Source organism: Mesorhizobium sp. WSM4306 (assembly GCF_007003975.1).
Taxonomy (GTDB): domain Bacteria; phylum Pseudomonadota; class Alphaproteobacteria; order Rhizobiales; family Rhizobiaceae; genus Mesorhizobium.
Genome location: NZ_VFTC01000011.1, coordinates 41,742 through 61,796 on the forward strand (window position 1 = coordinate 41,742; position 20,055 = coordinate 61,796).

At 63.9% G+C, this 20,055-nt stretch carries 20 protein-coding genes; 13 read left to right on the forward strand and 7 right to left on the reverse strand.

The features are described 5' to 3' along the window. The 9 genes from FJV77_RS15010 (at window position 1) to dhaK (ending at window position 8,222) form a co-directional block, all read left to right on the forward strand. Complete coding sequence (locus FJV77_RS15010; protein ID WP_142867574.1) at window positions 1-1,113, forward strand: ABC transporter ATP-binding protein; 1,113 nt, start codon at window positions 1-3, stop codon at window positions 1,111-1,113. Further along, window positions 1,106-2,119, forward strand: a complete 1,014-nt coding sequence (locus FJV77_RS15015) for an ABC transporter ATP-binding protein (RefSeq protein ID WP_142867575.1) — start codon at window positions 1,106-1,108, stop codon at window positions 2,117-2,119. The genes FJV77_RS15010 and FJV77_RS15015 overlap by 8 nt, the downstream gene beginning before the upstream one ends. A 60-nt stretch (window positions 2,120-2,179) precedes the next feature. After that, entirely contained in the window at window positions 2,180-3,823 is a 1,644-nt protein-coding gene (locus FJV77_RS15020) for a dihydroxyacetone kinase subunit DhaK (protein WP_142867576.1), read from the forward strand. A gap of 70 nt (window positions 3,824-3,893) precedes the next feature. Beyond that, window positions 3,894-4,496, forward strand: a complete 603-nt coding sequence (gene dhaL / locus FJV77_RS15025) for a dihydroxyacetone kinase subunit DhaL (RefSeq protein WP_142867577.1) — start codon at window positions 3,894-3,896, stop codon at window positions 4,494-4,496. Continuing rightward, window positions 4,493-4,882 carry a dihydroxyacetone kinase phosphoryl donor subunit DhaM gene (gene dhaM / locus FJV77_RS15030; RefSeq protein ID WP_142867578.1) on the forward strand — a complete coding sequence of 130 codons (390 nt, stop codon included), beginning with the start codon at window positions 4,493-4,495 and terminating at the stop codon, window positions 4,880-4,882. The genes dhaL and dhaM overlap by 4 nt, the downstream gene beginning before the upstream one ends. A gap of 21 nt (window positions 4,883-4,903) precedes the next feature. Further along, complete coding sequence (locus FJV77_RS15035) at window positions 4,904-5,206, forward strand: HPr family phosphocarrier protein (RefSeq protein ID WP_142867579.1); 303 nt, start codon at window positions 4,904-4,906, stop codon at window positions 5,204-5,206. Continuing rightward, a complete protein-coding gene (gene ptsP / locus FJV77_RS15040) occupies window positions 5,190-6,776 on the forward strand; it encodes a phosphoenolpyruvate--protein phosphotransferase (protein ID WP_142867580.1) in 1,587 nt (528 codons plus the stop codon). The genes FJV77_RS15035 and ptsP overlap by 17 nt, the downstream gene beginning before the upstream one ends. Before the next feature lie 11 nt (window positions 6,777-6,787). Then, window positions 6,788-7,213: a hypothetical protein gene (locus FJV77_RS15045; RefSeq protein WP_142867581.1), complete on the forward strand. Its 426-nt coding sequence runs from the start codon at window positions 6,788-6,790 to the stop codon at window positions 7,211-7,213. 22 nt (window positions 7,214-7,235) lie between these two features. Next, window positions 7,236-8,222 carry a dihydroxyacetone kinase subunit DhaK gene (gene dhaK / locus FJV77_RS15050; RefSeq protein WP_142867582.1) on the forward strand — a complete coding sequence of 329 codons (987 nt, stop codon included), beginning with the start codon at window positions 7,236-7,238 and terminating at the stop codon, window positions 8,220-8,222. Window positions 8,223-8,234: 12 nt separating this feature from the next. On the opposite strand, the gene FJV77_RS15055 is transcribed toward dhaK, so the two are convergent. Beyond that, complete coding sequence (locus tag FJV77_RS15055) at window positions 8,235-8,327, reverse strand: putative RiPP precursor (RefSeq protein ID WP_142867583.1); 93 nt, start codon at window positions 8,325-8,327, stop codon at window positions 8,235-8,237. Window positions 8,328-8,761: 434 nt separating this feature from the next. On the opposite strand from FJV77_RS15055, the gene FJV77_RS15065 reads away from it, so the two are divergent. Together FJV77_RS15065 and FJV77_RS15070 are read left to right on the forward strand one after the other, a co-directional pair. Next, window positions 8,762-9,787, forward strand: a complete 1,026-nt coding sequence (locus FJV77_RS15065) for a nucleotidyltransferase family protein (RefSeq protein WP_142867585.1) — start codon at window positions 8,762-8,764, stop codon at window positions 9,785-9,787. Then, a complete protein-coding gene (locus tag FJV77_RS15070; RefSeq protein WP_142867586.1) occupies window positions 9,777-10,784 on the forward strand; it encodes a formyltransferase family protein in 1,008 nt (335 codons plus the stop codon). The genes FJV77_RS15065 and FJV77_RS15070 overlap by 11 nt, the downstream gene beginning before the upstream one ends. Window positions 10,785-10,791: 7 nt before the next feature. Here FJV77_RS15070 and FJV77_RS15075 read toward each other — a convergent pair whose 3' ends face one another. The 4 genes from FJV77_RS15075 to FJV77_RS32925 all read right to left on the reverse strand — a co-directional run bounded on the left by FJV77_RS15075 (window position 10,792) and on the right by FJV77_RS32925 (window position 13,349). Further along, entirely contained in the window at window positions 10,792-11,781 is a 990-nt protein-coding gene (locus tag FJV77_RS15075) for a serine kinase (protein ID WP_142867587.1), read from the reverse strand. Next, window positions 11,778-12,212: a lasso peptide biosynthesis B2 protein gene (locus FJV77_RS15080; protein ID WP_142867588.1), complete on the reverse strand. Its 435-nt coding sequence runs from the start codon at window positions 12,210-12,212 to the stop codon at window positions 11,778-11,780. Before FJV77_RS15080 ends, FJV77_RS15075 begins: the two co-directional genes overlap by 4 nt. Then, window positions 12,212-12,499, reverse strand: a complete 288-nt coding sequence (locus FJV77_RS15085; RefSeq protein ID WP_142867589.1) for a PqqD family protein — start codon at window positions 12,497-12,499, stop codon at window positions 12,212-12,214. The genes FJV77_RS15080 and FJV77_RS15085 overlap by 1 nt, the downstream gene beginning before the upstream one ends. 310 nt (window positions 12,500-12,809) lie before the next feature. After that, window positions 12,810-13,349, reverse strand: a complete 540-nt coding sequence (locus tag FJV77_RS32925) for a DUF2259 domain-containing protein (RefSeq protein WP_246691267.1) — start codon at window positions 13,347-13,349, stop codon at window positions 12,810-12,812. Window positions 13,350-13,520: 171 nt separating this feature from the next. On the opposite strand from FJV77_RS32925, the gene FJV77_RS15095 reads away from it, so the two are divergent. After that, the gene (locus tag FJV77_RS15095) at window positions 13,521-15,422 is read left to right on the forward strand and encodes a propionyl-CoA synthetase (RefSeq protein ID WP_142867590.1); all 1,902 of its coding nucleotides are present in this window, start codon (window positions 13,521-13,523) and stop codon (window positions 15,420-15,422) included. A 288-nt stretch (window positions 15,423-15,710) separates the two neighbouring features. Continuing rightward, entirely contained in the window at window positions 15,711-16,418 is a 708-nt protein-coding gene (locus FJV77_RS15100) for a metallophosphoesterase family protein (RefSeq protein ID WP_185970325.1), read from the forward strand. 71 nt (window positions 16,419-16,489) lie between these two features. On the opposite strand, the gene FJV77_RS15105 is transcribed toward FJV77_RS15100, so the two are convergent. Together FJV77_RS15105 and galU are read right to left on the reverse strand one after the other, a co-directional pair. Then, window positions 16,490-18,868 (reverse strand): polysaccharide biosynthesis tyrosine autokinase, encoded by a 2,379-nt coding sequence (locus FJV77_RS15105; RefSeq protein WP_142867592.1) that lies wholly within the window; start codon window positions 18,866-18,868, stop codon window positions 16,490-16,492. Between the two features lie 183 nt (window positions 18,869-19,051). Further along, window positions 19,052-19,948, reverse strand: a complete 897-nt coding sequence (gene galU / locus FJV77_RS15110; RefSeq protein ID WP_142867593.1) for a UTP--glucose-1-phosphate uridylyltransferase GalU — start codon at window positions 19,946-19,948, stop codon at window positions 19,052-19,054. Window positions 19,949-20,055: the final 107 nt, after the last annotated feature.

The window sequence follows — 20,055 nt, forward strand, 5'->3', positions numbered from 1 at the left end:
ATGGCCGAGATCCGCGTCCAACACCTGAGAAAGGCCTTCGGCGATTTCGTCGCCGTGCAGGATTCGAGCTTCGTCGTCGAGGATGGCGAATTCTTCGTCATGCTCGGGCCGTCGGGCTGCGGCAAGACGACGACCCTGCGCATGATCGCCGGGCTCGAACTGCCGACCGGAGGTCAGATCCTGCTCGGCGGCGAGGACGTCACCATGCGCCGCGCACGGGAACGCGACATCGCCTTCGTCTTCCAGCTGTTTGCGCTCTACCCGCACATGAATGTGCGCAAGAACATCGGCTTCCCGCTTTTGGCGCAAGGCATGCCGTCGGCCGAAATCCGTCAACGCGTCGAAGAGACGGCAAAGCTGCTGCGCATCGACCATCTGCTCAACAAATCGGTCTCCGGCCTCGCCGGCGGCGACCGCCAGCGCGTGGCGCTCGGCCGCGCCATCGTGCGGCGGCCCAAATGCTTCTTGATGGATGAGCCGCTCGGCACGCTCGATACGGAGTTCCGTGACCTCATGGTCCACGAGTTGCGCGAGTTGCACAACCGCATCCACGCTACCACGGTCTATGTAACTCACGACCAGATGGAAGCGATGTCGATGGCCGACAAGATCGCTGTCATGAACCATGGCGTCATCGAACAGTTCGGCAGCCCACGCGAGATCTACGACCGCCCGGCGACAATGTTCGTCGCCGACTTCATCGGCTCGCCGCCGATGAACTTTTTGGGGTTTGGCGGCGGACTGGCCAAAGGGGCGAAGGAAATCATCGTCCAGGGCGCTAAGGTTGCGGTGCCGGAGGTGCGGGAGGACATCGCGCCCGCCGACATGGCGCTTGGCATCCGTCCCGAACACATCCGCTTCGACGATGCGTCGAAACTGCGCGGCGCGATTTACGGCACGGAATATCTCGGCACCACGCAGATCGTCGCGGTGGAGACGGCGGACGGCATCATCAAGGCGCGGGTGCCGGCCGAAATCCGGCTCGCTGCCGGCGATCATGTCGGCCTGACCCTGAACAGCGCGCGGCTGTCACTGTTCGACAAGGGATCGGGCCGCGCCGTGCGCACCGCGATCCACGATACGGCCTCTCAAGGGAGAGTGCAGCATGGCTGACATACACATCAAAGGCGTGACCAAGACTTTTGGCGACCACGCCGCCGTCAGCAATCTCAACCTCCAGATCAAGGATGGCGAGTTCGTCGTGCTACTCGGGCCGACCGGCGCCGGCAAGACGACCACGCTGCGCCTGATCGCCGGGTTGGAGCGGCCCGACAGCGGCACGATCCATATTGGCGGCCAAAATGCGACGGTGCTGTCGCCGGCCGAGCGCGACACCGCTTTCGTGTTCCAGCAATATTCGCTCTATCCGCATCTGTCGGTCTACGACAACCTCGCCTTCCCGTTGCGCTCGCCGGCGCGGAAAATGCCGGAGGAGCAGATCCGCCGCCGCGTCGAAGAAGTGGCGAAAATGGTGCGCATCCACCACAAGCTGAACAACCGCTCGACCAAGCTGTCCGGCGGCGAGATGCAGCGCGTCGCCATCGGCCGCGCCCTGGTGCGCAAACCGTCGATCTATCTGATGGATGAGCCGCTGTCGTCGCTGGACGCCAAGCTCCGCGCCGATCTCAGGCTCGAGCTGAAGCGCATCCAGGCCGAGCTCGGCGCCACAATGCTCTATGTCACGCATGACCAGATCGAGGCGATGACCATGGCCGACCGCATCGGCATCCTCGCCGATGGCGTGCTGGTGCAGATCGGCACGCCGCGCACGATCTATTCCGAGCCGGCAAATCTTCATGTCGCGGCACGGCTCGGCCAGCCGGCGATCAATCTTCTGCCGGCCGGACTGCTGCCCGATGGCGGCGCTCCGACCGGCACCAAGACGATCGGCGCACGCACCGAGCATCTGTCGATCGAGAAGGCCGCGAACGGCCACGCCGACGGCATCGTCGACTGGGTCGAGCATCTCGGCGACCAGAACCATCTGCATGTGACGGTGGGCCCGAAGAAACTGGTGACGCTGACCGACCCCGACACGGATCTGGCGCAAGGCGACAAAGTGGTGATCCGCTACCGCTCGCCGCTTTATTTCGGCGCGGATGGGCAGAGGCTGATGTGAGGTTTTCGACGGTTTACACGCCGGCTTCCGATTGACGATTGCGAATACGGGACGAATTCGATGAAGCACTTTTTCAACCGCAGGGAAACGATCGTCACCGAGGCGCTGGACGGTCTGTTGCGGACCATCGGTTCCGGCGATCTCGCGCGCCTCGACGGCTATCCCGAAATCAAGGTCGTGTTGCGCGCCGACTGGGACAAGACCAGGGTCGCCGTTGTCTCCGGTGGCGGCGCCGGGCACGAGCCGTCGCATGCCGGTTTCGTCGGCAAGGGCATGCTGACGGCGGCGGTATCAGGCGAGATCTTCGCCTCGCCAAGCGTCGAGGCCGTGCTGGCGGCGATCCGCGCGGTCACCGGTCCGGCCGGCTGCCTGCTGATCGTCAAGAATTACACCGGCGACCGGCTCAATTTCGGCCTTGCAGCCGAGAAGGCGCGCGCCGAGGGGTTTCGCGTGGAGATGGCGATCGTCGCCGACGACATCGCCTTGCCGGATATCAACCAACCACGCGGCGTCGCCGGCACCTTGTTCGTGCACAAGATCGCCGGCCATCTGTCGGAGACCGGAAGCGATCTGATAGCGATCGCGACAGCGGCACGCGCGGCGGCAAAAGACATCATCTCGCTTGGCATGTCGCTGTCGTCCTGCTCGATTCCCGGCCAACCGCATGAAGAGCGGTTCGGCGAAAACGATGGCGAACTCGGCCTCGGCATCCATGGCGAGCCGGGTGTCGAGCGGATCGCAGTGCAAAGCGCCCACCGGCTGGTCGCGATCATGGCGGAGCGGCTTGCCGCAAGGCTCGACCCGAAGGCCAGCCACGCTCTCCTGATCAACAATCTCGGTTCGGTGCCGCCGCTCGAAATGTCGCTGGTCGCCAATGCTGTGCTGGCCTCGCCGCTGGCCAAGACCGTGAAGCTTGCGATCGGCCCCGGGCCGCTGATGACGGCGCTCAACATGAACGGCTTCTCGCTGTCGCTGATCAAGCTCGATGCCGCGCGCGAAGCGGCCCTGCTGGCGCCCGTCGGCCCACACGCCTGGATGCCGGCAAAGGCCGTTGCCGCGCCGGCCGTCGTTCCGATGGCGAAGGCATCCGGACAAAGCGCGGCGCGCAAGCCCAGTGAGGATGCGCGCACCAGGCGGCTTGTCGTCACGATCTGCGAACGGCTGATTGCACTCGAAGAGGCCTTGAACGGGCTGGACGCCAAGGCGGGCGACGGCGATACCGGCTCGACGGTGGCGACCGGCGCGCGCAGCGTATTGGAAAATCTCGATGCGCTGCCGCTGGCCGATCAGGCCGCCACGCTGGCGGCAGTGGGCGATCTCCTGGGTGTCGCCATGGGCGGGTCCTCAGGCGTGCTGCTGTCGATATTCTTCACCGCGGCAGCTCAGACTTCGAGTACCGGTGCGTCCCTGTCCAGGGCGCTGCTTTCCGGCCTTGACCGCATGACCTTCTACGGCGGTGCCATGGTCGGCGACCGCACCATGGTCGATGCGCTGGAGCCGGCGCTGAAAGCGCTCGACGCCAAGGACCTGGACACTGCGGCGGCAGCGGCCCGACATGGCGCCGACGCCACGGCCGCCATGGAGAAGGCGAAAGCCGGGCGCTCCGCCTATGTCGGCACCAAATTGCAGGGCGTGGTCGACCCCGGCGCACATGCGGTTGCCGAAGTGTTCGCGGCCGCCGCCGCGCTGTATGCAGCGGCCTGACGGCATGCTTCAGTTGTCGAATGAAAATTCTTTCGATACTGCCGGCAGGACCGAAACCGGGAATTTGGATATGGCGGTCTTTCATCTTGCCAGGCTGATCACGGCCGCTGCGGACACGATTGCCGCTCACGCCGAGGAGTTGACCGCGCTCGACCAGGCGATCGGTGACGGTGACCACGGGCTGAACATGAAGCGCGGCTTTGAAGCCGTGCGGGCCGAGGCAGAGGCGTTTTCGGCCAAACCGTTGCCCGAGGCCCTGAAGGCGATCGGCACCAAGCTGGTGATGACGGTGGGTGGCGCGTCCGGGCCGCTGTTCGGCACGCTGTTCATGGCGCTTGGCAAGGAGATCTCGGCTGCGCCCGACCGCGCCAACCTGACGGCTGCCTTCGGCAAGGCGATCGAAGCGGTGGCCGCCAGAGGCAAGTCGCAGGTCGGCCAGAAGACGATGCTCGACGTGCTGCAGCCGGTGCATGACGCGCTTGCGGATGGAAAGACAGGTTCTGAGATCGCTAATATCGCTGACGCGGCGGCCGATGCGACCATTCCGATGAAGGCGCTGCGCGGGCGCGCCTCATTCCTCGGCGACCGCTCCATCGGCCATATGGATGCGGGCGCGCGTTCGACTGCGCTGCTGGTGCGGACCGTCGCCGAAACCATCGGGGAAAGCGTATGAGCAATGTCGGCATCGTCATCGTCTCGCATTCGCCGCTGGTCGCCGAAGGCACGGCCGACATGGTGCGCCAGATGGTGGGCGACGAAGTGCCGCTTGCATGGTGCGGCGGAAACGGCCATGGCGGGCTCGGCACCAGTGTCGAGGCGATCATGGGCGCCATCGAAAAGGCGTGGTCGGAGGCCGGAGTCGCCATACTGGTCGATCTCGGCGGTGCCGAGACCAACTCGGAGATGGCGGTGGAAATGATCGGCGAGCCGCGAGCGCAGAAGATTGTCGTCTGCAACGCGCCGATCGTCGAAGGTGCTGTGATGGCCGCGACGGAGGCGTCCGGCGGCGCCTCGCTGAAGGAAGTGGTGGCGACGGCGCATGAATTGTCGCCGTCGTGAGTGAACGGGAATTTTGAGCGCATGTCCGCATTTGCCGAAGCAACCGTCCTGATCACCCACGAGGTGGGTCTGCATGCGCGCCCTTCGGTGAAGTTCACCAAGCTCGCCAAGAGCTTTGCCGCCGAAGTGGAAATAGCGCTCGCCGCCAACGGCCCGTGGTTCGACGCCAAGAGCATCGTCAAGGTGATGGCAACCAAGGCGCCGAAAGGCACCATGCTGCATATCAGGGCCAGCGGCGACGGCGCCGATGATGCCGTGAGCGCACTGACCGAGCTGGTGCGGCGCGATTTCGACGAGGGCGCGGGCCATGCCCGAACCGCTTAGGCTGCAAGGCATTTCAGCCTCGGCCGGCTATGCCGAAGGGCCGCTGTTCAATCTCGACCGCGGCCCTGCGCGCTACACGGGCAAGGCGACAGCCGGCGAGGAGAAGGCTGCTCTGGAAGCCGCACTCGCCAGCGCGACGGACCGGCTCGCGACCTTGATCGAAACCGCCGATGAAGAGGCGGCCGGCATCCTCGAATTCCAACTCGCGATGCTGGAGGATGAGGCCCTGACCGGGCCGGCCTTTGCGGCGATCCCGTCGGGCATGCCGGCCGACATGGCCTGGCGGCAGGCGTTGGACGCCGAGATTGCCGGCTATGAAACGTCGGACCAGGACTATTTCCGCGCCCGCGCCGCCGACATCAGCGACATCAGGGACCGGGTACTGCGCGCGCTGACCGAGGAGCAGGAGTACGCGGCACCAGCCGGGGCCATTCTCTATGGCGAGGACATCGCCCCGACGCGCTTTCTCGAAACCGACTGGAGCGCCGGCGGCGGCATCGCGTTGAGGGCCGGCAGCACCGCCAGCCATGTCGCCATGCTGGCGCGCTCGCGCGGCGTGCCGATGGTGGTGGGGCTTGGCTCTTCCCCGGCTAATCCCGATGGCCTGGCCCTGCTCGATGCCGAACATGGCGGCATTGTCTTGGCACCCTCAAAGGCCGAGATCGAAACCTTTCGCCGTTCGTCGTCTTCGTTTGCGGCACGCCGCGACAAGGCCGAAGCCTATCTGGCGAGGCCGGCGGTGACCAAGGCCGGCACGACGGTGCGCGTGCAGGTCAACATCGCCGATCCGTCCGAGGTCGATGGCATCGACATCGCAACCTGCGACGGCGTCGGGCTGATGCGCACCGAATTCCTGTTCGGGAGGGCGCCGCCGGATGAGGAGACGCAATACCGCGCCTACCGCAAAGTGCTGGAATGGGCCGGCGACAAGCCGGTGACCATCCGCACCGTCGACGCCGGCGGCGACAAACCGGTGCCGGGCTTCACCGTCGAGGAGAGCAACCCGTTCCTAGGCCTGCGCGGCATCAGGCTGTCACTGGCAAGGCCGGACGTGTTTCGTGTACAGGTCCGGGCGCTGCTGCGCGCCGCCGTGCACGGCAATCTGAAGGTGATGTTTCCAATGATCGCCGTCACGGAGGAGTACCTACGTGCCGCCACTTTGTTCGCGGAGGAGCAGGGTGGGCTCATCGCGCGCGGCGTCGCGCAAAAAATGCCGCCGCTCGGTATCATGGTCGAGGTGCCGTCGGTGGCGATCGCGCCGGAGGCGTTTGCCGATGTCGCCTTCTTCTCGATCGGCTCCAACGATCTGACCCAGTATGTAATGGCGGCAGCCCGAGATAACGCTGCGGTGGCGCATCTCAATTCGGTGCGACATCCGGCCGTGCTGCGGCTCGTCGCGGAAGTGACCGCGTTCGGCTTGCGCGCAAAAATCCCGGTCAGCCTGTGCGGCGATGCCGGCGGCGATCCGGCCTCAATACCGGCGCTGCTCGAAGCCGGCCTGCGCGATCTCTCGGTGGCCCCTGCCCAACTCGCCATGGCCAAAGCGGCCATCTCAGATGTTTCGGTCTAGGCGTGGCTGAGATGGTCGACAAGACACCAGAACCCGGCTCCGACGAGGCGATCCGCGCCTACAAGACGATCCTGTCGCAGGTCATCGACCAGCGCCCCTCGGGCATGCGCCAGCGCCTTGCCGATGCGCTGGGCAAGCACCGCAGCTTCGTGACGCAAATCTCCAGCCCGGCCTATTCGATCCCGATACCTTCAAAACATTTGCCGGCAATTTTTTCCGTCTGCCATTTCAGCCCGGCCGAGCGCGACCACTTTCTCGCCGCCTACCATCTGGCGCATCCCGGCAAGATGTCGATCGCCGCAGGCATGCGCAAGACGCGGCATGTCTCGCTGATCGTGCCCGATTTCGGCGACGACAAGCAGAATGCGGCGCTCGACCGCGCGATCAACGAATTCATCCAGAAGATCACCAGCATCACCGGCAGGAGTGGTGGCTGATCGTCTCGTGTCGGGAGGACACATGAAGAAGTTTATGAATTCCGTCGACACGGTGCTGAGCGAAAGCCTTGATGGCTTCGTTTCCGCCCATGCCGACATTCTAGTGCTCGGTGACGAGCACAAATTCATCCGCCGCAAGGTGCTAAAGCCGGGGAAGGTGGCGCTGATCTCGGGCGGCGGCTCGGGACATGAGCCGCTGCATGCCGGCTTTGTCGGCCACGGCATGCTGGACGCCGCTTGCCCCGGCCAGGTCTTCACCTCGCCGACGCCGGACCAGATGCTGGCGGCGGCCGCAGCCGTCGATGCCGGCGCCGGCTGCCTGTTCATCGTCAAGAACTATGAAGGCGACGTGATGAATTTCGACATGGCGGCCGAGATGGCCGACGGCATCCTGCAAGTGGTGACCAATGACGACGTCGCGGTCGAAAACTCGTCCTATACGACCGGCCGGCGCGGCGTTGCCGGAACGCTGGTGGTCGAGAAGATCGTCGGCGCCGCCGCCGAGCAAGGCATGGCGCTGGCGGATCTCAAGGCGCTCGGCGATCGCGTCAACGCTGCAACGCGTTCAATGGGCGTGGCGCTGACCAGCTGCACCGTGCCGGCGGCCGGCAGGCCGACCTTCGACATTGGCGATGGCGAGATGGAATTCGGCGTCGGCATCCATGGCGAGCCCGGCCGGCGTCGCGACACGTTGAAAAGCGCCGATGCTATCGCCGAAGAGATCTGCGCCGCGATTCTGGGCGATCTCGGCGACAGGGCGAAGGGCCCGGCGCTGCTGTTCATCAATGGCTTTGGCGGCACGCCGCTGATGGAGCTCTGTCTGATGTACAACAGCGCCCGCAAAATCTTCGAGGCGCAGGGCGTGACGGTGACCCGCTCGCTCGTCGGGTCCTATGTCACGTCGCTCGACATGGCCGGCTGCTCGATCACGCTGACCATGCTGGATGGCGAAACGACGGGCTTGTGGGACGCGCCCGTGCACACGGCCGCGCTGCGCTGGGGGTTATAGGCTAAAGAAGGGTCAGCCGGCCGGGCCAGACGGACCGCCAGCGGCGACGCTGGACAGCTTGCCAGCCTTGCGCAGCACCGGCTTCTCGTATTGTTTCCTGGTCATCGCAGTTCCCCCTTTGCCGCCAACCCGATATGGGCGCTGCCGCGACCTGTTGGTGACCTGCCTACACCCGGCCCGTTGCTTCGGCCCACCTAAGTCTCAGAAGTCTTAAGCCGCCTTTGACGGCCCGCCGGCCACCAGACTGGACAATTTTCCCGCCTTGCGCAGCACAGGCGCCTCATACTTTTTCTTGGTCATTCCAGTACCCTCCAGATTCCAATGCAAAAGAATGGATGGAAACCGCGGAAAGTCAATTCATGAGCCGGTTCTGCACCATGCGCTGGCTTCATGCATGCTTTTCTGCAACATACGCCCTCCCAGAGCAGTTCACCGAAACGGCGAACTGCTCTGGCTTCTTGTTTTGACGCAATTCCGGACGGAAAACCGCTTCACACTTTTCCTGGAATTGCTCCAGTGGGCTAACGTCATCCGGATTAATGCTGCCATCTCTTGCGCCTGCCGATGAAAAACTGCTGCTGACCTTCGCTGACCCGGAGGCGTCGGCTGCTGTTGGCGGCGACGTTGCTGCCAAAACCTTGCTGGCACTGCTCGCCAATGCCGAGTTCCACGGCGTGCTGCCGATCATGCTGCGCAAGCTCCGGGAAATCGGCGACGCCCAGCTGCCGGCGGACGCCGCCTTGCAGCAGAAATTGTCGGAACTGCGCGACCAGTCGACGCTGGCGACCGGCCAGTCGATGCTGTTGCAGTATCATGGCGATCGCATCATGAAGGCATTGGCGGCGAAGGGCGTTCCTGCCCGCATCGTCAAAGGGCCGGTCTTCGCGCGCAAACTTTATCGCCACCCCGCCGACCGGCCGTTCACCGACATCGACATTCTGGTTGAGCCGGCCAGCATCGCCGAGGCCAACACTGTGATTGCCGGATGTGGCTTCGAGCTCTGGAGCGGCGAGGCGCAGTCGCAGGATCTGCAGGAGTTCAAATGGCTGGAGAGGGAGAATACCAGCCTGCTGATCGAACTGCACGGCAATCTGGTGCATGATTCCGGCATGCGGCGGCGGCTGTCACTAGGTTTTCGCCAATTGCAGATCATCGACGGTGGCGAGGTCGACACGCCGGCCGCGCTGCTGACCATCGCCATCGTGCATGCCGCGGGCGGGCACAAGTTCCACCGGCTGCAGCTTTGCGTGGACGTGTTGCAAGGCGTGCGCGCGCTGCGCTGGCCTGCGGACGAGGACCGGCTGTTCGAGGCGGCGCGCGTGAGCGGCATCGAGCTCGAACTGGCGACGGTTCTCAATGTGACGGGGCGGTTGTTTAATGCACCGCACGCGATCGAACTGGCCGACCGCATCAAACCCGATCTCCCGATACGTCTGGCCAAATGGCTCATCACCGGCGATACGCTGCTCGGCGTCAATTCCAGGGACAAGATGCATTCGCGTCTGCGCCGCGACGCCTTCCGCTGGGTTCAGCGGCTTGCCCGATCCAAGCCCCATGCGGCCTGAGCAGGCTGTGGATCCGGGCGCATCGCTCTCAGCTGTCTTTGTCAGCGAAATATCCTCTGTCACCGCACCGATGCTGGCCGCCTGGGTTGAGAAAGGTCATCGCATTGCAGCCGTTGTCGTTCCCGGCCCGCGGTCGGGCAAGCAGTCGAGCTTCAGCACATGGCGGCGGCGCCGGCGTCGTGGGCCGATCTTAAGACGCTATCTCAGTCACAGACACCCAGCGCTGATCGAATTCGCTCCGCCCTATGATTGGGCGGAGCTAGGGCGGCAGCTAGCTGCGCTCGAGGCCGATCTCCTGATCTGCTTCGGTTTTCGTGGGCTGATCCCGCAGACGGTGCTGACAGTGTTTCCAAAAGGCGGCTTGAACCTGCATCCGGCGCTGCTGCCGCACTATCGCGGCCCTCATCCAATTCACAGGCTGGTCATCGACGGCAATCACGAAATCCACGGCGGTGTGACCCTTCACAAGATGACGCCGGCATTCGACCAGGGTGATATTCTGGCGCAGATCGCGCTATCCCCAGAGGATTGGCATTCGGCAGCGACAGTCTCAGCCGCTACCGCCAGCGCAATGGCCAGGCTGGTGGCGGACGCCGCACCGGAGCATTGCCGTGGCAAGCTAACCGGTATGCCCCAGCCCAGCGGCGAGTATGTTTGGGCGCAGCTGGAGCGAAGCCCGCTGATCGTTGGCGGCGACTCGTCGAGCGCCCATGTCGCCAGGCTATGCCGCATCGTAGGGCCCAGCGTTGCGGTCAACGTGCTGGTAGACGGAAAACCGGTTCGCCTGGCGCAGCCTGTTCTGCGGCCCCGACCCGTGACCGGCAAGGCGTCGATGCACCGATGGGGACTTGTGGCATTTGATTGCGCAGACGGGCGCGTTGTTCACCTGGCCTACAACCGGCTAACCCGACTGCTTATGCGACTGCAGCGAAAGCTCGGGTCCGTGAGCCAGCGAAGGCCGGCGCTTCCGATACGAAAATTTGGATCTGAGGATTGAGTGCGGCTCAGTCGACCAGAGCGGCACGGATCAATGTTGACGCCTCGGCCGGGTTCGCACCGACTTCCAGCGTAAATGTCGGAACGGCTTTGACCAGCATCGCGATCGTTGACATGCGGCGCTTCTGCGCCGGCAAAAGGCCGGTCATGCCGGTCCTGACATTGTCGGCGGCGAGCGCCACCATGGCGTCGGTTCTGGCCATCGGCACCAGCCGGGTTTGCGCGTCCGCCGAGCGGGCGAGATGAAGCAATGCTACGACCGGCCGGTCGACTGTCTCCTCGATGCGGATGATCTCGGCGAGACGTTCCAGCGAGACTGCCTGCTCGCCATTGGCGTCCCATTTGTTGGCGAGACAGGGGGCCACGAAGGGCAGCATCGCCGCCGTGTTGCGGTGGACCTTCACCTTGCGCGGCAAGCCCCAGGCCGTGATACCGCCGTCGGACGCAAGCTTGAGGATCATGACGTCGTCCGAGCACAGGCCGAAGCCTTGCGATGCCAGCGCCAGCGAGGTCGTCGACTTGCCGGTGCCGCTCGGCGCATGGATCAGCACGAGCGCCTCGCGGTCGGGCAATGTCAGGCCGGCGGTATGGAACATATGCTGGCCGCCGGCATCGAGGGCGGCATCCAGCACCATCATCAGCAACGTCCATTTGACCTTGGCGTCGGGATGAACGCGGATTTCGGCCCAGCCCTCATCGGCGTTGATCGAGGCGGTCTGCAGGCCGGGAAAGATCAGGTGAACGATGCCGCCGCCGTCGATCATCCGACAATGACCTTCCTCCGGCACCTCGCCGTCGAAAGCGAGGTTGCCGGCAGGTGATTCCTGCAGCGCCGACGTCTTGACGATGTTGACGCGGAAAGCCGGCTCGACGGGTTCGGCCACACGCAACGTGCCGAGCATGAGGTCGAAGCTCGGCCAGAGATCGGCCCGCGAGGCCGATATGCTGATGACCTGGCCCTTGAGGTCATAGCAGAAAGTGGCCGCCGAACCGGTCAAGCAGCGTGCGCCTTTCCGGCATCGGCGTGATGGCGATAGATCTGCACCATGCCGGGGAGGCTGTCGCTGACCACCGGCCGGCCGTCGAGGCAAACCCAGCAATGGGCGGACATGCGCGGCGCCTGCATCGACTTTGGATCGACGCCGAAGCGCAGATCCGGATCGAAGCCGGCAAGGCGCAGGAAGCGGTGGGCGAGCAGGCCTTCCCTGAGGCATCTGCGATCGCGCATCAGCCAGGGGTGCCGCACGGTGCGGTTGACGGCAGCCACGATGTAGGCGGACGACAGGCCGCGATACGGGGTAGGCGCGCTGAGCGGCGCCCATTTCAACACCGATTCGAAGCTGCGGCGGCCGATCAGGACCGGCATCAGCCGCGCGCTTGTCCACAAATGGACGCGAAACAGGGTGCGCAGGAGAATACCGTCCGCCATCACACAGCCGGGTCGGCGAGAATGCCTTCGCTCACCAGTTCGGCGGCCAGCGCCGCCATGTCCTGGTCGAGCGTATCCTTGTCGACCTCGAACTCGTCGGAAAGCAGGACAACGATCTGGTCGAGGCTGCGGGCACCGTCGACCTTGTCGAGAAAGGCTTCGGTGGTGCCATTGCAGGTGTAAAGCTGGCCGCTGCGCGCCAAGAGCACGACAGCGCCGTCGCCGACATGCTGGACCGAGGCGTCGTCCGCCAGCCGCAGGACCATTTCAGAAGCGATTTGGGCCATGGCGCCCTCCAGACCATTTTGCTCGAGAGCAGATAGCGCGGCGATGCGGCGCTGTCCATTGCGCGGATGAGAGGCAGAACAAGCCAGTCCGAACGATGTGTGGCAATCCGGCAACGGCAACACCTTTATGACACACGCAACCAAAACATGGTGGGGACACCCAATCCTGAGTTGTGGTAAGTTCCACAAGGTCTAGAAAGAGGAAAGCACTCCAGAAATAGTCGGTGGTTGCACCTGAAAATCACTGTCGCAAACCGTCAAGCCGGCTATCGGACAAGGTCAAGATCTTGCTTTCCTTACCTTAAGTAAGCTAGGAGTCGCCGGGGTTTTGGGAGAGCATTGGGTATGCGTTACAATTGGGAGCGTGCTCCGACGGCGTTCGAACGCCACCGGAAGGCATTGGCAGCCGCCATATTGATTGCAGGTGGCGTCGGCCTGATGCTGGCGGCCTTGCCGCTTTAAGAGCTGATATCCGAAACGAGCCCACCGGGGCGCATAAGCCGTTGCTGCCTGCCGCGGCGATGGCATATGTGGCCAGGATGGGCGCGGCCTGCTTTGCCGCCTGCGCCCGTGCCTGGTCCACCGTCGTGGTCGCCTCTTCCGATTCGTCGACGACGAGGATCGGCTTGCCGCCGACGAATTCGTCGGTTCTTGTGTCGATGATATCGATCTGCGACCAGCCGGAGACGGCGGCGTCGAGTTCGCCATATTGCTCGAAGGCGAAATAATTGCCGTCGGGCGAAAAGCCGATCATGCGCCGCGCCGCGGCATCGCCGGCCTGGGCGGCGGAAACGATCGTCGACAGCAGCGCTGCTCCAACGGCAGATCCAACCCCGTATCGCACCATCATTGCGCGCAATGCCCCGATTTCAAACCCAGGCAATCGTCCCTGCAATTTGTGGTCAAGGCGAGAGCGACTATCCGCCGAATTTCGGCAGCCACATGGCATTTGGGGGAAGACATGGCCGCGAAAACCCACATAGGCTATTGCAAGACAGGGAATTTTCCCGAGGAGGGATGAATGGCGTCACGCTACCACGAGGTCTATGACGGCTGGAAACGCGACCCGGAACAGTTCTGGGCCGCTGCCGCCGAGGCGATCGACTGGTATTCGCCGTGGACCAGCGTGTTCGATGCCAGTGCCGGCGTTTACGGGCGCTGGTTCAATGGCGCCACCTGCAACACCTGCTACAACGCCATCGACCGCCATGTCGCCGGCGGCCGCGCGGACCAGATCGCGCTGATCCATGACAGCGCCATCACCGGCACGGTCAAGAAATTGACCTATGCCGAGCTGAAGCGGGAAGTGGTGGCGCTGACGTCGGTGCTGAAGAACCGCGGCATCGTCAAGGGCGACCGCGTCATCATCTACATGCCAATGGTGGCCGAAGCGGCGATCGCCATGCTCGCCTGCGCCCGCATCGGCGCGGTGCATTCGGTCGTGTTCGGCGGCTTTGCCTCGCACGAGCTTGCCACCCGCATCGACGACGCCAAGCCGAAGCTGATCATTTCGGCGTCCTGCGGCCTGGAGCCGGGACGCGTCGTCGCCTACAAGCCGCTGCTCGACAAGGCGATCGAGATGTCCCGCCACAAGCCGGACGCGTGCCTGATCCTGCAGCGCGACCAGCTGCGCTGCGAGCTAAAAGACCATTACGACATCGATTTTGCCGACGCGGTTGCGCGCGAGCGCGCGGCAGGCGCCAATGTCGACTGCGTGCCGGTGCTCGCCACCGACCCGCTCTACATCATCTACACCTCCGGCACGACCGGCCAGCCGAAAGGCATCGTGCGCGACAATGGCGGCCACATGGTCGCGCTCAAATGGACGATGGAAAACGAGTTCGGCGTCAAGCCGGGCGAGGTGTTCTGGGCGGCATCCGATGTCGGCTGGGTGGTCGGCCATTCCTACATCGTCTACGGGCCGCTGCTGCATGGCGCGACAAGCGTGCTGTTCGAGGGCAAGCCGATCGGCACGCCCGACGCCGGCACTTATTGGCGGGTGATCGCCGAACACGGTGTGGTGGCTCTGTTCACCGCGCCGACCGCCTTCCGCGCCATCAAGGGGCAGGACCCCAAGGGCGAGTTCGTTGCGAAATACGATCTGTCCAAATTCCGCACTCTGTTCCTCGCCGGCGAGCGCGCCGACCCCGAAACCATCAAATGGGCGGAGCAAAAACTCAACGTGCCGGTGGTCGACCATTGGTGGCAGACCGAAACCGGCTCGCCGATGACCATCAACCCGGCGGGCCTTGGCTTGCTGCCAGTGAAATACGGCTCGCCCGGCGTGCCCATGCCGGGCTACGACATCCGGGTGCTCGACGATGCCGGCCATGAGGTGCCGCGCGGCACACTTGGCAATGTGGTGGTAAAACTGCCGCTGCCGGCCGGCTGCCTGCCGACGCTGTGGAACGCCGACGCCCGCTTCCGGCAGGCCTATCTCGAGGAGTTCCCCGGCTACTACAAGACCGCCGACGCCGGCATGATCGACGAGGACGGCTATCTCTATGTCATGGCGCGGACCGACGACATCATCAATGTCGCCGGCCACCGGCTGTCGACCGGCGCCATGGAAGAGGTGCTTTCAGCGCATCCCGATGTCGCCGAATGCGCCGTCATCGGCATCGCCGATGCCATGAAAGGCCAGATACCGCTCGGCTTCGTCGTGCTCAATGCCGGCGTCGCCCGCGATGCCGCTGCCATCGAAAGCGAGGTGGTGGGGCTGGTGCGCGAACGGATCGGTCCGGTCGCCGCCTTCAAGACGGTGGTGACGATCAAGCGGCTGCCCAAGACGCGCTCCGGCAAGATCCTGCGTGGCACGATGCAAAAGATCGCCGACAAGGACGAATGGACGATGCCGGCGACCATCGACGACCCCGTCATCCTCGACGAGATCACGGCGGCGCTCAAAGCCCGAGGCATCTGACCACTCGCGCTGCGGGGGCCGAGCCGGCACAGAGGCGTGGTGGTAATCGGCTGAGCTGCGGATCCGGCTGCGGCTCGACCAACGCCGCCTGATCGCCAGGCCTTGAGGCCGGTGCGAAAGCAGCCGCCGTTATGGAATTTCCAACGCCTGCCATGTATCCACGGGTTTGCGGCTCGTCACAAAGGCGCGCCCGTGGAAACGAAACACGATTTTCGGCAGGCATCGAGCCCAGTGGCCTTGTTTCAGCGATCCAGACCCTCTCGGCCGGCGCCGCGCGAGCGCCTGGAAATGGATATGGAGGATACCGTCGTCTACGCGATCGGCGACGTGCATGGCTGCTACAAGGAATTGCTGTCGCTGGAAGAGAAGATCGCGCTCGACGGGCTGCAATTTCGCGGGCGCAAGATCATCGTCATGCTTGGCGACTATATCGATCGCGGACCACAATCGGCGCGCGTGCTTGATCATCTGCTGGCGCCGCCGCCGAAAGGGTTTTTGCGCGTCTGCCTGGCGGGAAACCATGAAGTGGCGATGCTGAACTATCTCGACGGCTATCTGTCGCGGGACCGCTGGCTGGCGGTCGGCGGCCGTGAGACGCTGTTTTCCTACGGCGTCGACCCGGAGCGACTCAGCAGCCTCTATGCATCCAGCGACGAGGTCGACAGGCGCATAAGGGAGGTCATCCCCGTCGATCATATCGACTTCCTGCGCAGCCTGCCGGTGTTGCTCTGTTCGGAGAAATTCGTGTTCGTCCATGCCGGCATCAGGCCGGGCATCGACCTTGTGGCGCAGGACGAGCAGGATCTGCTCAACATCCGCGACGAGTTCTTCGTGGCCGCCCATCTGCTCGACCGCTTTGTTGTGCACGGGCACACGCCGGTCGACATCCCTCGGCTCGACGGACGAAGGCTCGACATCGACACCGGCGCCTTTCACAGCGGCCGGCTGACCGCCGTCAGGATCGCCGACAAATTCGGCAAGCTGATCTTTTCCTGAGGGCAGAGCCTGTCCAGAAAAAGGCAGGGCGGGGAAAACCGTTTCACACTTTTCCTGGAATTGCTCTTGCTTCACGCGGCCTTCTTGGCGCGCAGGTCCGACTTTTCGAGATAATAGGTCGAATAGCGGTCGAAGAATTTCTCCGAGCCGCCGAGCGAACCGTATTTCGCCAGCTTCTTCAGGTCGACCTTGTTGAGCACGGCGCCGACGACCTTGTTGGCGATGTAAGGCTCCTGCTCCAGCAGCGAGCGCACCATGGCGCGCGGCGTGCGGCCCCATTCGGTCACCAGCACGAAGCCGTCGGCCAGCGGCGCGAAGGCCTTGGCGTCGACCACTGGGCCGAGCGGCGGCAGGTCGACGACGATGTACTCGAACGTCTCCTTGGCGTTGTCGATGAAACGCCGCATGCCGGCCGACGAAAGCAGTTCGCTGGTGTGCGAGAATTGTCCGCGCAGCACGGCCGGGATGATCGCCAGCTTGGTCTGGCGGTCGACCTTGCCGACCGACTGCCAGGTCTGGCCGTTGACCACGGCTTCCATCAGCCCTTGCTCGGCCTCCATGCCGAGGTTGCGGCTGAGGCCCGGATTGCGCAGATCGGCGTCGATCAAAAGGGTTTTCGAACCGTTGGCGGCAAGCAATCCGGCCAGATTGGCGGCGACCGTCGACTTGCCCTCGCCAGGCAGGATCGAGATCACACCGATGACCCGGCTGCCTTGCCCTTCCATGACGACGTCGAAGGCGATCTTGGCGTTGCGCAGCGTTTCGGAAAACATCGAGGCTGGCGCATCGACGCTGACCCGCATGCGCGCCCGTTTCTCGGCCGCCGACAAGGTGTTGGTGGCTTTGGCATCCGCCGCACCCTCATCGGCGTCCTTGTTCAGCCGGCCGCCGATCGTCGGCAGATAGCCGAGGAATTTGATGCCGACGCGATCGCGAATGTCCTCGCCGGTCCTGAAGAACCGCTCGTTGAACTCGTTCAGGCCGCCAAAGCCGGCGCCGAGCAGCACGCCAAGCACCAGCGCAAGCGCCAACACCCTGGAGGTGCGCGGGCTGGAGGCGGAAAGCGGTGCTGATGCATCGGAGATAATGCGGACCTTTCCGACCGGGAAGGACTGCTGCTGCGAGGCTTCCTCATAGCGGCCGAGGAAGGTCTGGTAGAGCGTGGTCAGCGCCTGCGCCTGCTGGTCGAGCTCGCGCAGCTTGACTTGGCTCTGGTTGTCGACGGAGCTCTTGCCGGCGGCGTCGGCGATCTTCTGCCTCAGCGATGTCTCGCGCGACAAAGCGACTTCATATTCGTTGCGGTAGCTTTCGGTCAGCTGCTTCAACTCGCCGAAAATCTGTGTCGACAGATCGGCCTTCTCCTTGGCCAGCGCCACCGCTTGCGGATGCTCGGCGCCGAAATTGGCCGTCACATCCTGCAGCCGCTTGGAGACTGTGAGATAGCGGGTCTTGAGCGTTGCAATGACCGAGCTTGCCGGCTGGTCGCTCGATATGGCGGAATCGTTGAAGGCGTTGTCGGAACCGCTTTCGACGATGGCCTTGTATTGCTGGTAGCGGGCGCCGGCGCGCGCCGTATCGGCCTGTGCGACGATCAGCTGGGCGGTGAGGTCGGCGATCTGCTTGTCGCTGATCAGCTGGCCGTCGCTGTTGGCGGCCAGGCCGTGCTCGGACCTGAACTTCTCGACCGCGAGCGCCGCCGCCTGCGAGTTCTGACGAAGCTCGGTGAGCCGACCCTGCAGCCAGACCGCCGCGCGCTCGGTGGCGTCGAAGCTGGCGTTGAGCTGATCGGCGAGATAGGCGTCGGCATAGGCCTTGGTGATGGCGGTTGCGAGCGCCGGATTTGTCGATTGGTAACCGATGGCAATCACATAGCTGCGACCGGTGCGCTGTGCCAGCACCTCGCTCTGCAGTTTCAGCACGGCATAGTCATGGCGCGCCGTCAGCATCATCGCCTGGCGTGTCGCTTCATCGACGTTTTCCATGCCGGGAATCTGGTCGGCGGAACTGGAGCGGAAATAGCCGACCACGCCGCGCACGAAGCCGATGCCCTGAGCCAGGGCCGATTGCGGCGGGTTCATGAACTCGGCGTTCTGGTCAAGCTTCAGCTTGTCGACGACCACCGAGGCAAGCCGCGCCGAGTTGATGATTTCGATCTGGCTGAGAAGGGCGGCGTCGGTCTGCATGGTGACGGATGCTGCCGAGATGTCATCGACGACCTTGTTCAGCCCTTCGTCGATCAGCACGCTGGCGACCGACATGTATTGCTTGGGCGTGGTCTGCAGATAAAGCACGCCCAGGAACAGGCCGATGATGGCGCAGACCGCCACCACCTTGACCTGCCGCGCCGCCATGCCAAGCAGGCGCTCCACGTCGATGAAGTCTTCACCCTTTTCCTGATCGGTGTTGGGCAATGGCATCCTCTTGTCGAGAGGAAAGCTGGCATAATTCATCTTCGGTCCAATTCTAGGTTACAGGCGCCGGAGCGAGACGGGGCTTCTCGCCCGAAACTGCGAAGATCGGGGGCGAGATATGCAACGCAAGCTTCGTGCCATCTGGCGCCGGGCCTGAAGGGCCAGGCGCGCAAGCATGAGCTGCGCCATCGTCCAAACGCATATGCCCTCGAAAGATGGGCATTATGCGGCCACTTCCTGACGCTCATGCGACCGCACGAACGCCTGCAGCATTTCCAGCACCGGCCCCTTCATGTCGTTGCGCGCCAGCGCGAAGGCGATGGTGGCCTCGATGAAGCCTTCCTTGGAGCCGCAGTCGAACATGCGGCCGTTGAAGGGCTGGGCGTAGAAAGACTGGCTTTTCGACAGGCGGACCATGGCGTCGGTGAGCTGGATTTCGTTGCCGGCGCCGCGCTGCTGGTTGCCGAGCAGTGAGAATATCTCCGGCTGCAGGATGTAGCGGCCGTTGATATAATAGTTCGACGGCGCATTGGCCGGCGCCGGCTTTTCGACCATTGCCGTCACCTCGAAGCCGCTGCCGGCCTCAGTGCCACGGCCGACAATGCCATATTTGCTGGTCTCAGACGGGTCGCAGCGCTCGACGGCGATGACGTTGCCGCCGGTCTGCCGGTAGAGATCCATGGTTTCGGCGAGGCAGCCGCGGCCGCCGAACGACACCATGTCGGGAAGCAGGAGCGCAAACGGCTCGTCGCCGATGACTTCGCGTGCGCACCATACCGCATGGCCGAGGCCCTGTGGCGACTGCTGGCGGATGAAGCTGGTGGCGCCGGCCACCGGCAGCATGCTTTCGAGCGCCTCCAGCTGGGTCTTCTTGCCGGTCTGCTCAAGCGTTCCGATCAGTTCAGGATGCAGGTCGAAATAGTCCTCGATGACAGCCTTGTTGCGGCCGGTGACGAACACAATGTGCTCGATGCCGGCTTCGAAGGCCTCGTCCACGGCATATTGGACGACGGGCCGGTCGACCACGGGCAGCATTTCCTTGGGCATCGATTTGGTCGCCGGCAGGAACCGTGTTCCGAGCCCCGCCACCGGGATGACTGCCTTCCTGACTTTCTGCATCTGGTATTCCTTCTTGAGAGAAACGATTTCTACCTATCGCCGGCTGACTCATTGTCGGAGCATGATCTCCGGACAAAACGGGAACCGTTTTGTCCGAGAAAACCGGT

Excerpts from the sequence above, each read along its gene's own strand:
- FJV77_RS15100 (WP_185970325.1), top strand. The coding sequence starts at position 15,711 with ATGGATATGGAGGATACCGTCGTCTACGCGATCGGCGACGTGCATGGC.
- FJV77_RS15015 (WP_142867575.1), top strand. The coding sequence starts at position 1,106 with ATGGCTGACATACACATCAAAGGCGTGACCAAGACTTTTGGCGACCAC.
- FJV77_RS15010 (WP_142867574.1), top strand. The coding sequence starts at position 1 with ATGGCCGAGATCCGCGTCCAACACCTGAGAAAGGCCTTCGGCGATTTC.
- dhaL (WP_142867577.1), top strand. The coding sequence starts at position 3,894 with ATGGCGGTCTTTCATCTTGCCAGGCTGATCACGGCCGCTGCGGACACG.
- FJV77_RS15070 (WP_142867586.1), top strand. The coding sequence starts at position 9,777 with ATGCGGCCTGAGCAGGCTGTGGATCCGGGCGCATCGCTCTCAGCTGTC.
- FJV77_RS15080 (WP_142867588.1), bottom strand. The coding sequence starts at position 12,212 with ATGGCGGACGGTATTCTCCTGCGCACCCTGTTTCGCGTCCATTTGTGG.
- FJV77_RS15065 (WP_142867585.1), top strand. The coding sequence starts at position 8,762 with ATGCTGCCATCTCTTGCGCCTGCCGATGAAAAACTGCTGCTGACCTTC.
- FJV77_RS15035 (WP_142867579.1), top strand. The coding sequence starts at position 4,904 with ATGTCCGCATTTGCCGAAGCAACCGTCCTGATCACCCACGAGGTGGGT.
- dhaM (WP_142867578.1), top strand. The coding sequence starts at position 4,493 with ATGAGCAATGTCGGCATCGTCATCGTCTCGCATTCGCCGCTGGTCGCC.
- FJV77_RS15105 (WP_142867592.1), bottom strand. The coding sequence starts at position 18,868 with ATGAATTATGCCAGCTTTCCTCTCGACAAGAGGATGCCATTGCCCAAC.
- FJV77_RS32925 (WP_246691267.1), bottom strand. The coding sequence starts at position 13,349 with ATGATGGTGCGATACGGGGTTGGATCTGCCGTTGGAGCAGCGCTGCTG.
- dhaK (WP_142867582.1), top strand. The coding sequence starts at position 7,236 with ATGAAGAAGTTTATGAATTCCGTCGACACGGTGCTGAGCGAAAGCCTT.
- ptsP (WP_142867580.1), top strand. The coding sequence starts at position 5,190 with ATGCCCGAACCGCTTAGGCTGCAAGGCATTTCAGCCTCGGCCGGCTAT.
- FJV77_RS15020 (WP_142867576.1), top strand. The coding sequence starts at position 2,180 with ATGAAGCACTTTTTCAACCGCAGGGAAACGATCGTCACCGAGGCGCTG.
- FJV77_RS15055 (WP_142867583.1), bottom strand. The coding sequence starts at position 8,327 with ATGACCAGGAAACAATACGAGAAGCCGGTGCTGCGCAAGGCTGGCAAG.
- FJV77_RS15045 (WP_142867581.1), top strand. The coding sequence starts at position 6,788 with ATGGTCGACAAGACACCAGAACCCGGCTCCGACGAGGCGATCCGCGCC.
- FJV77_RS15085 (WP_142867589.1), bottom strand. The coding sequence starts at position 12,499 with ATGGCCCAAATCGCTTCTGAAATGGTCCTGCGGCTGGCGGACGACGCC.
- galU (WP_142867593.1), bottom strand. The coding sequence starts at position 19,948 with ATGCAGAAAGTCAGGAAGGCAGTCATCCCGGTGGCGGGGCTCGGAACA.
- FJV77_RS15095 (WP_142867590.1), top strand. The coding sequence starts at position 13,521 with ATGGCGTCACGCTACCACGAGGTCTATGACGGCTGGAAACGCGACCCG.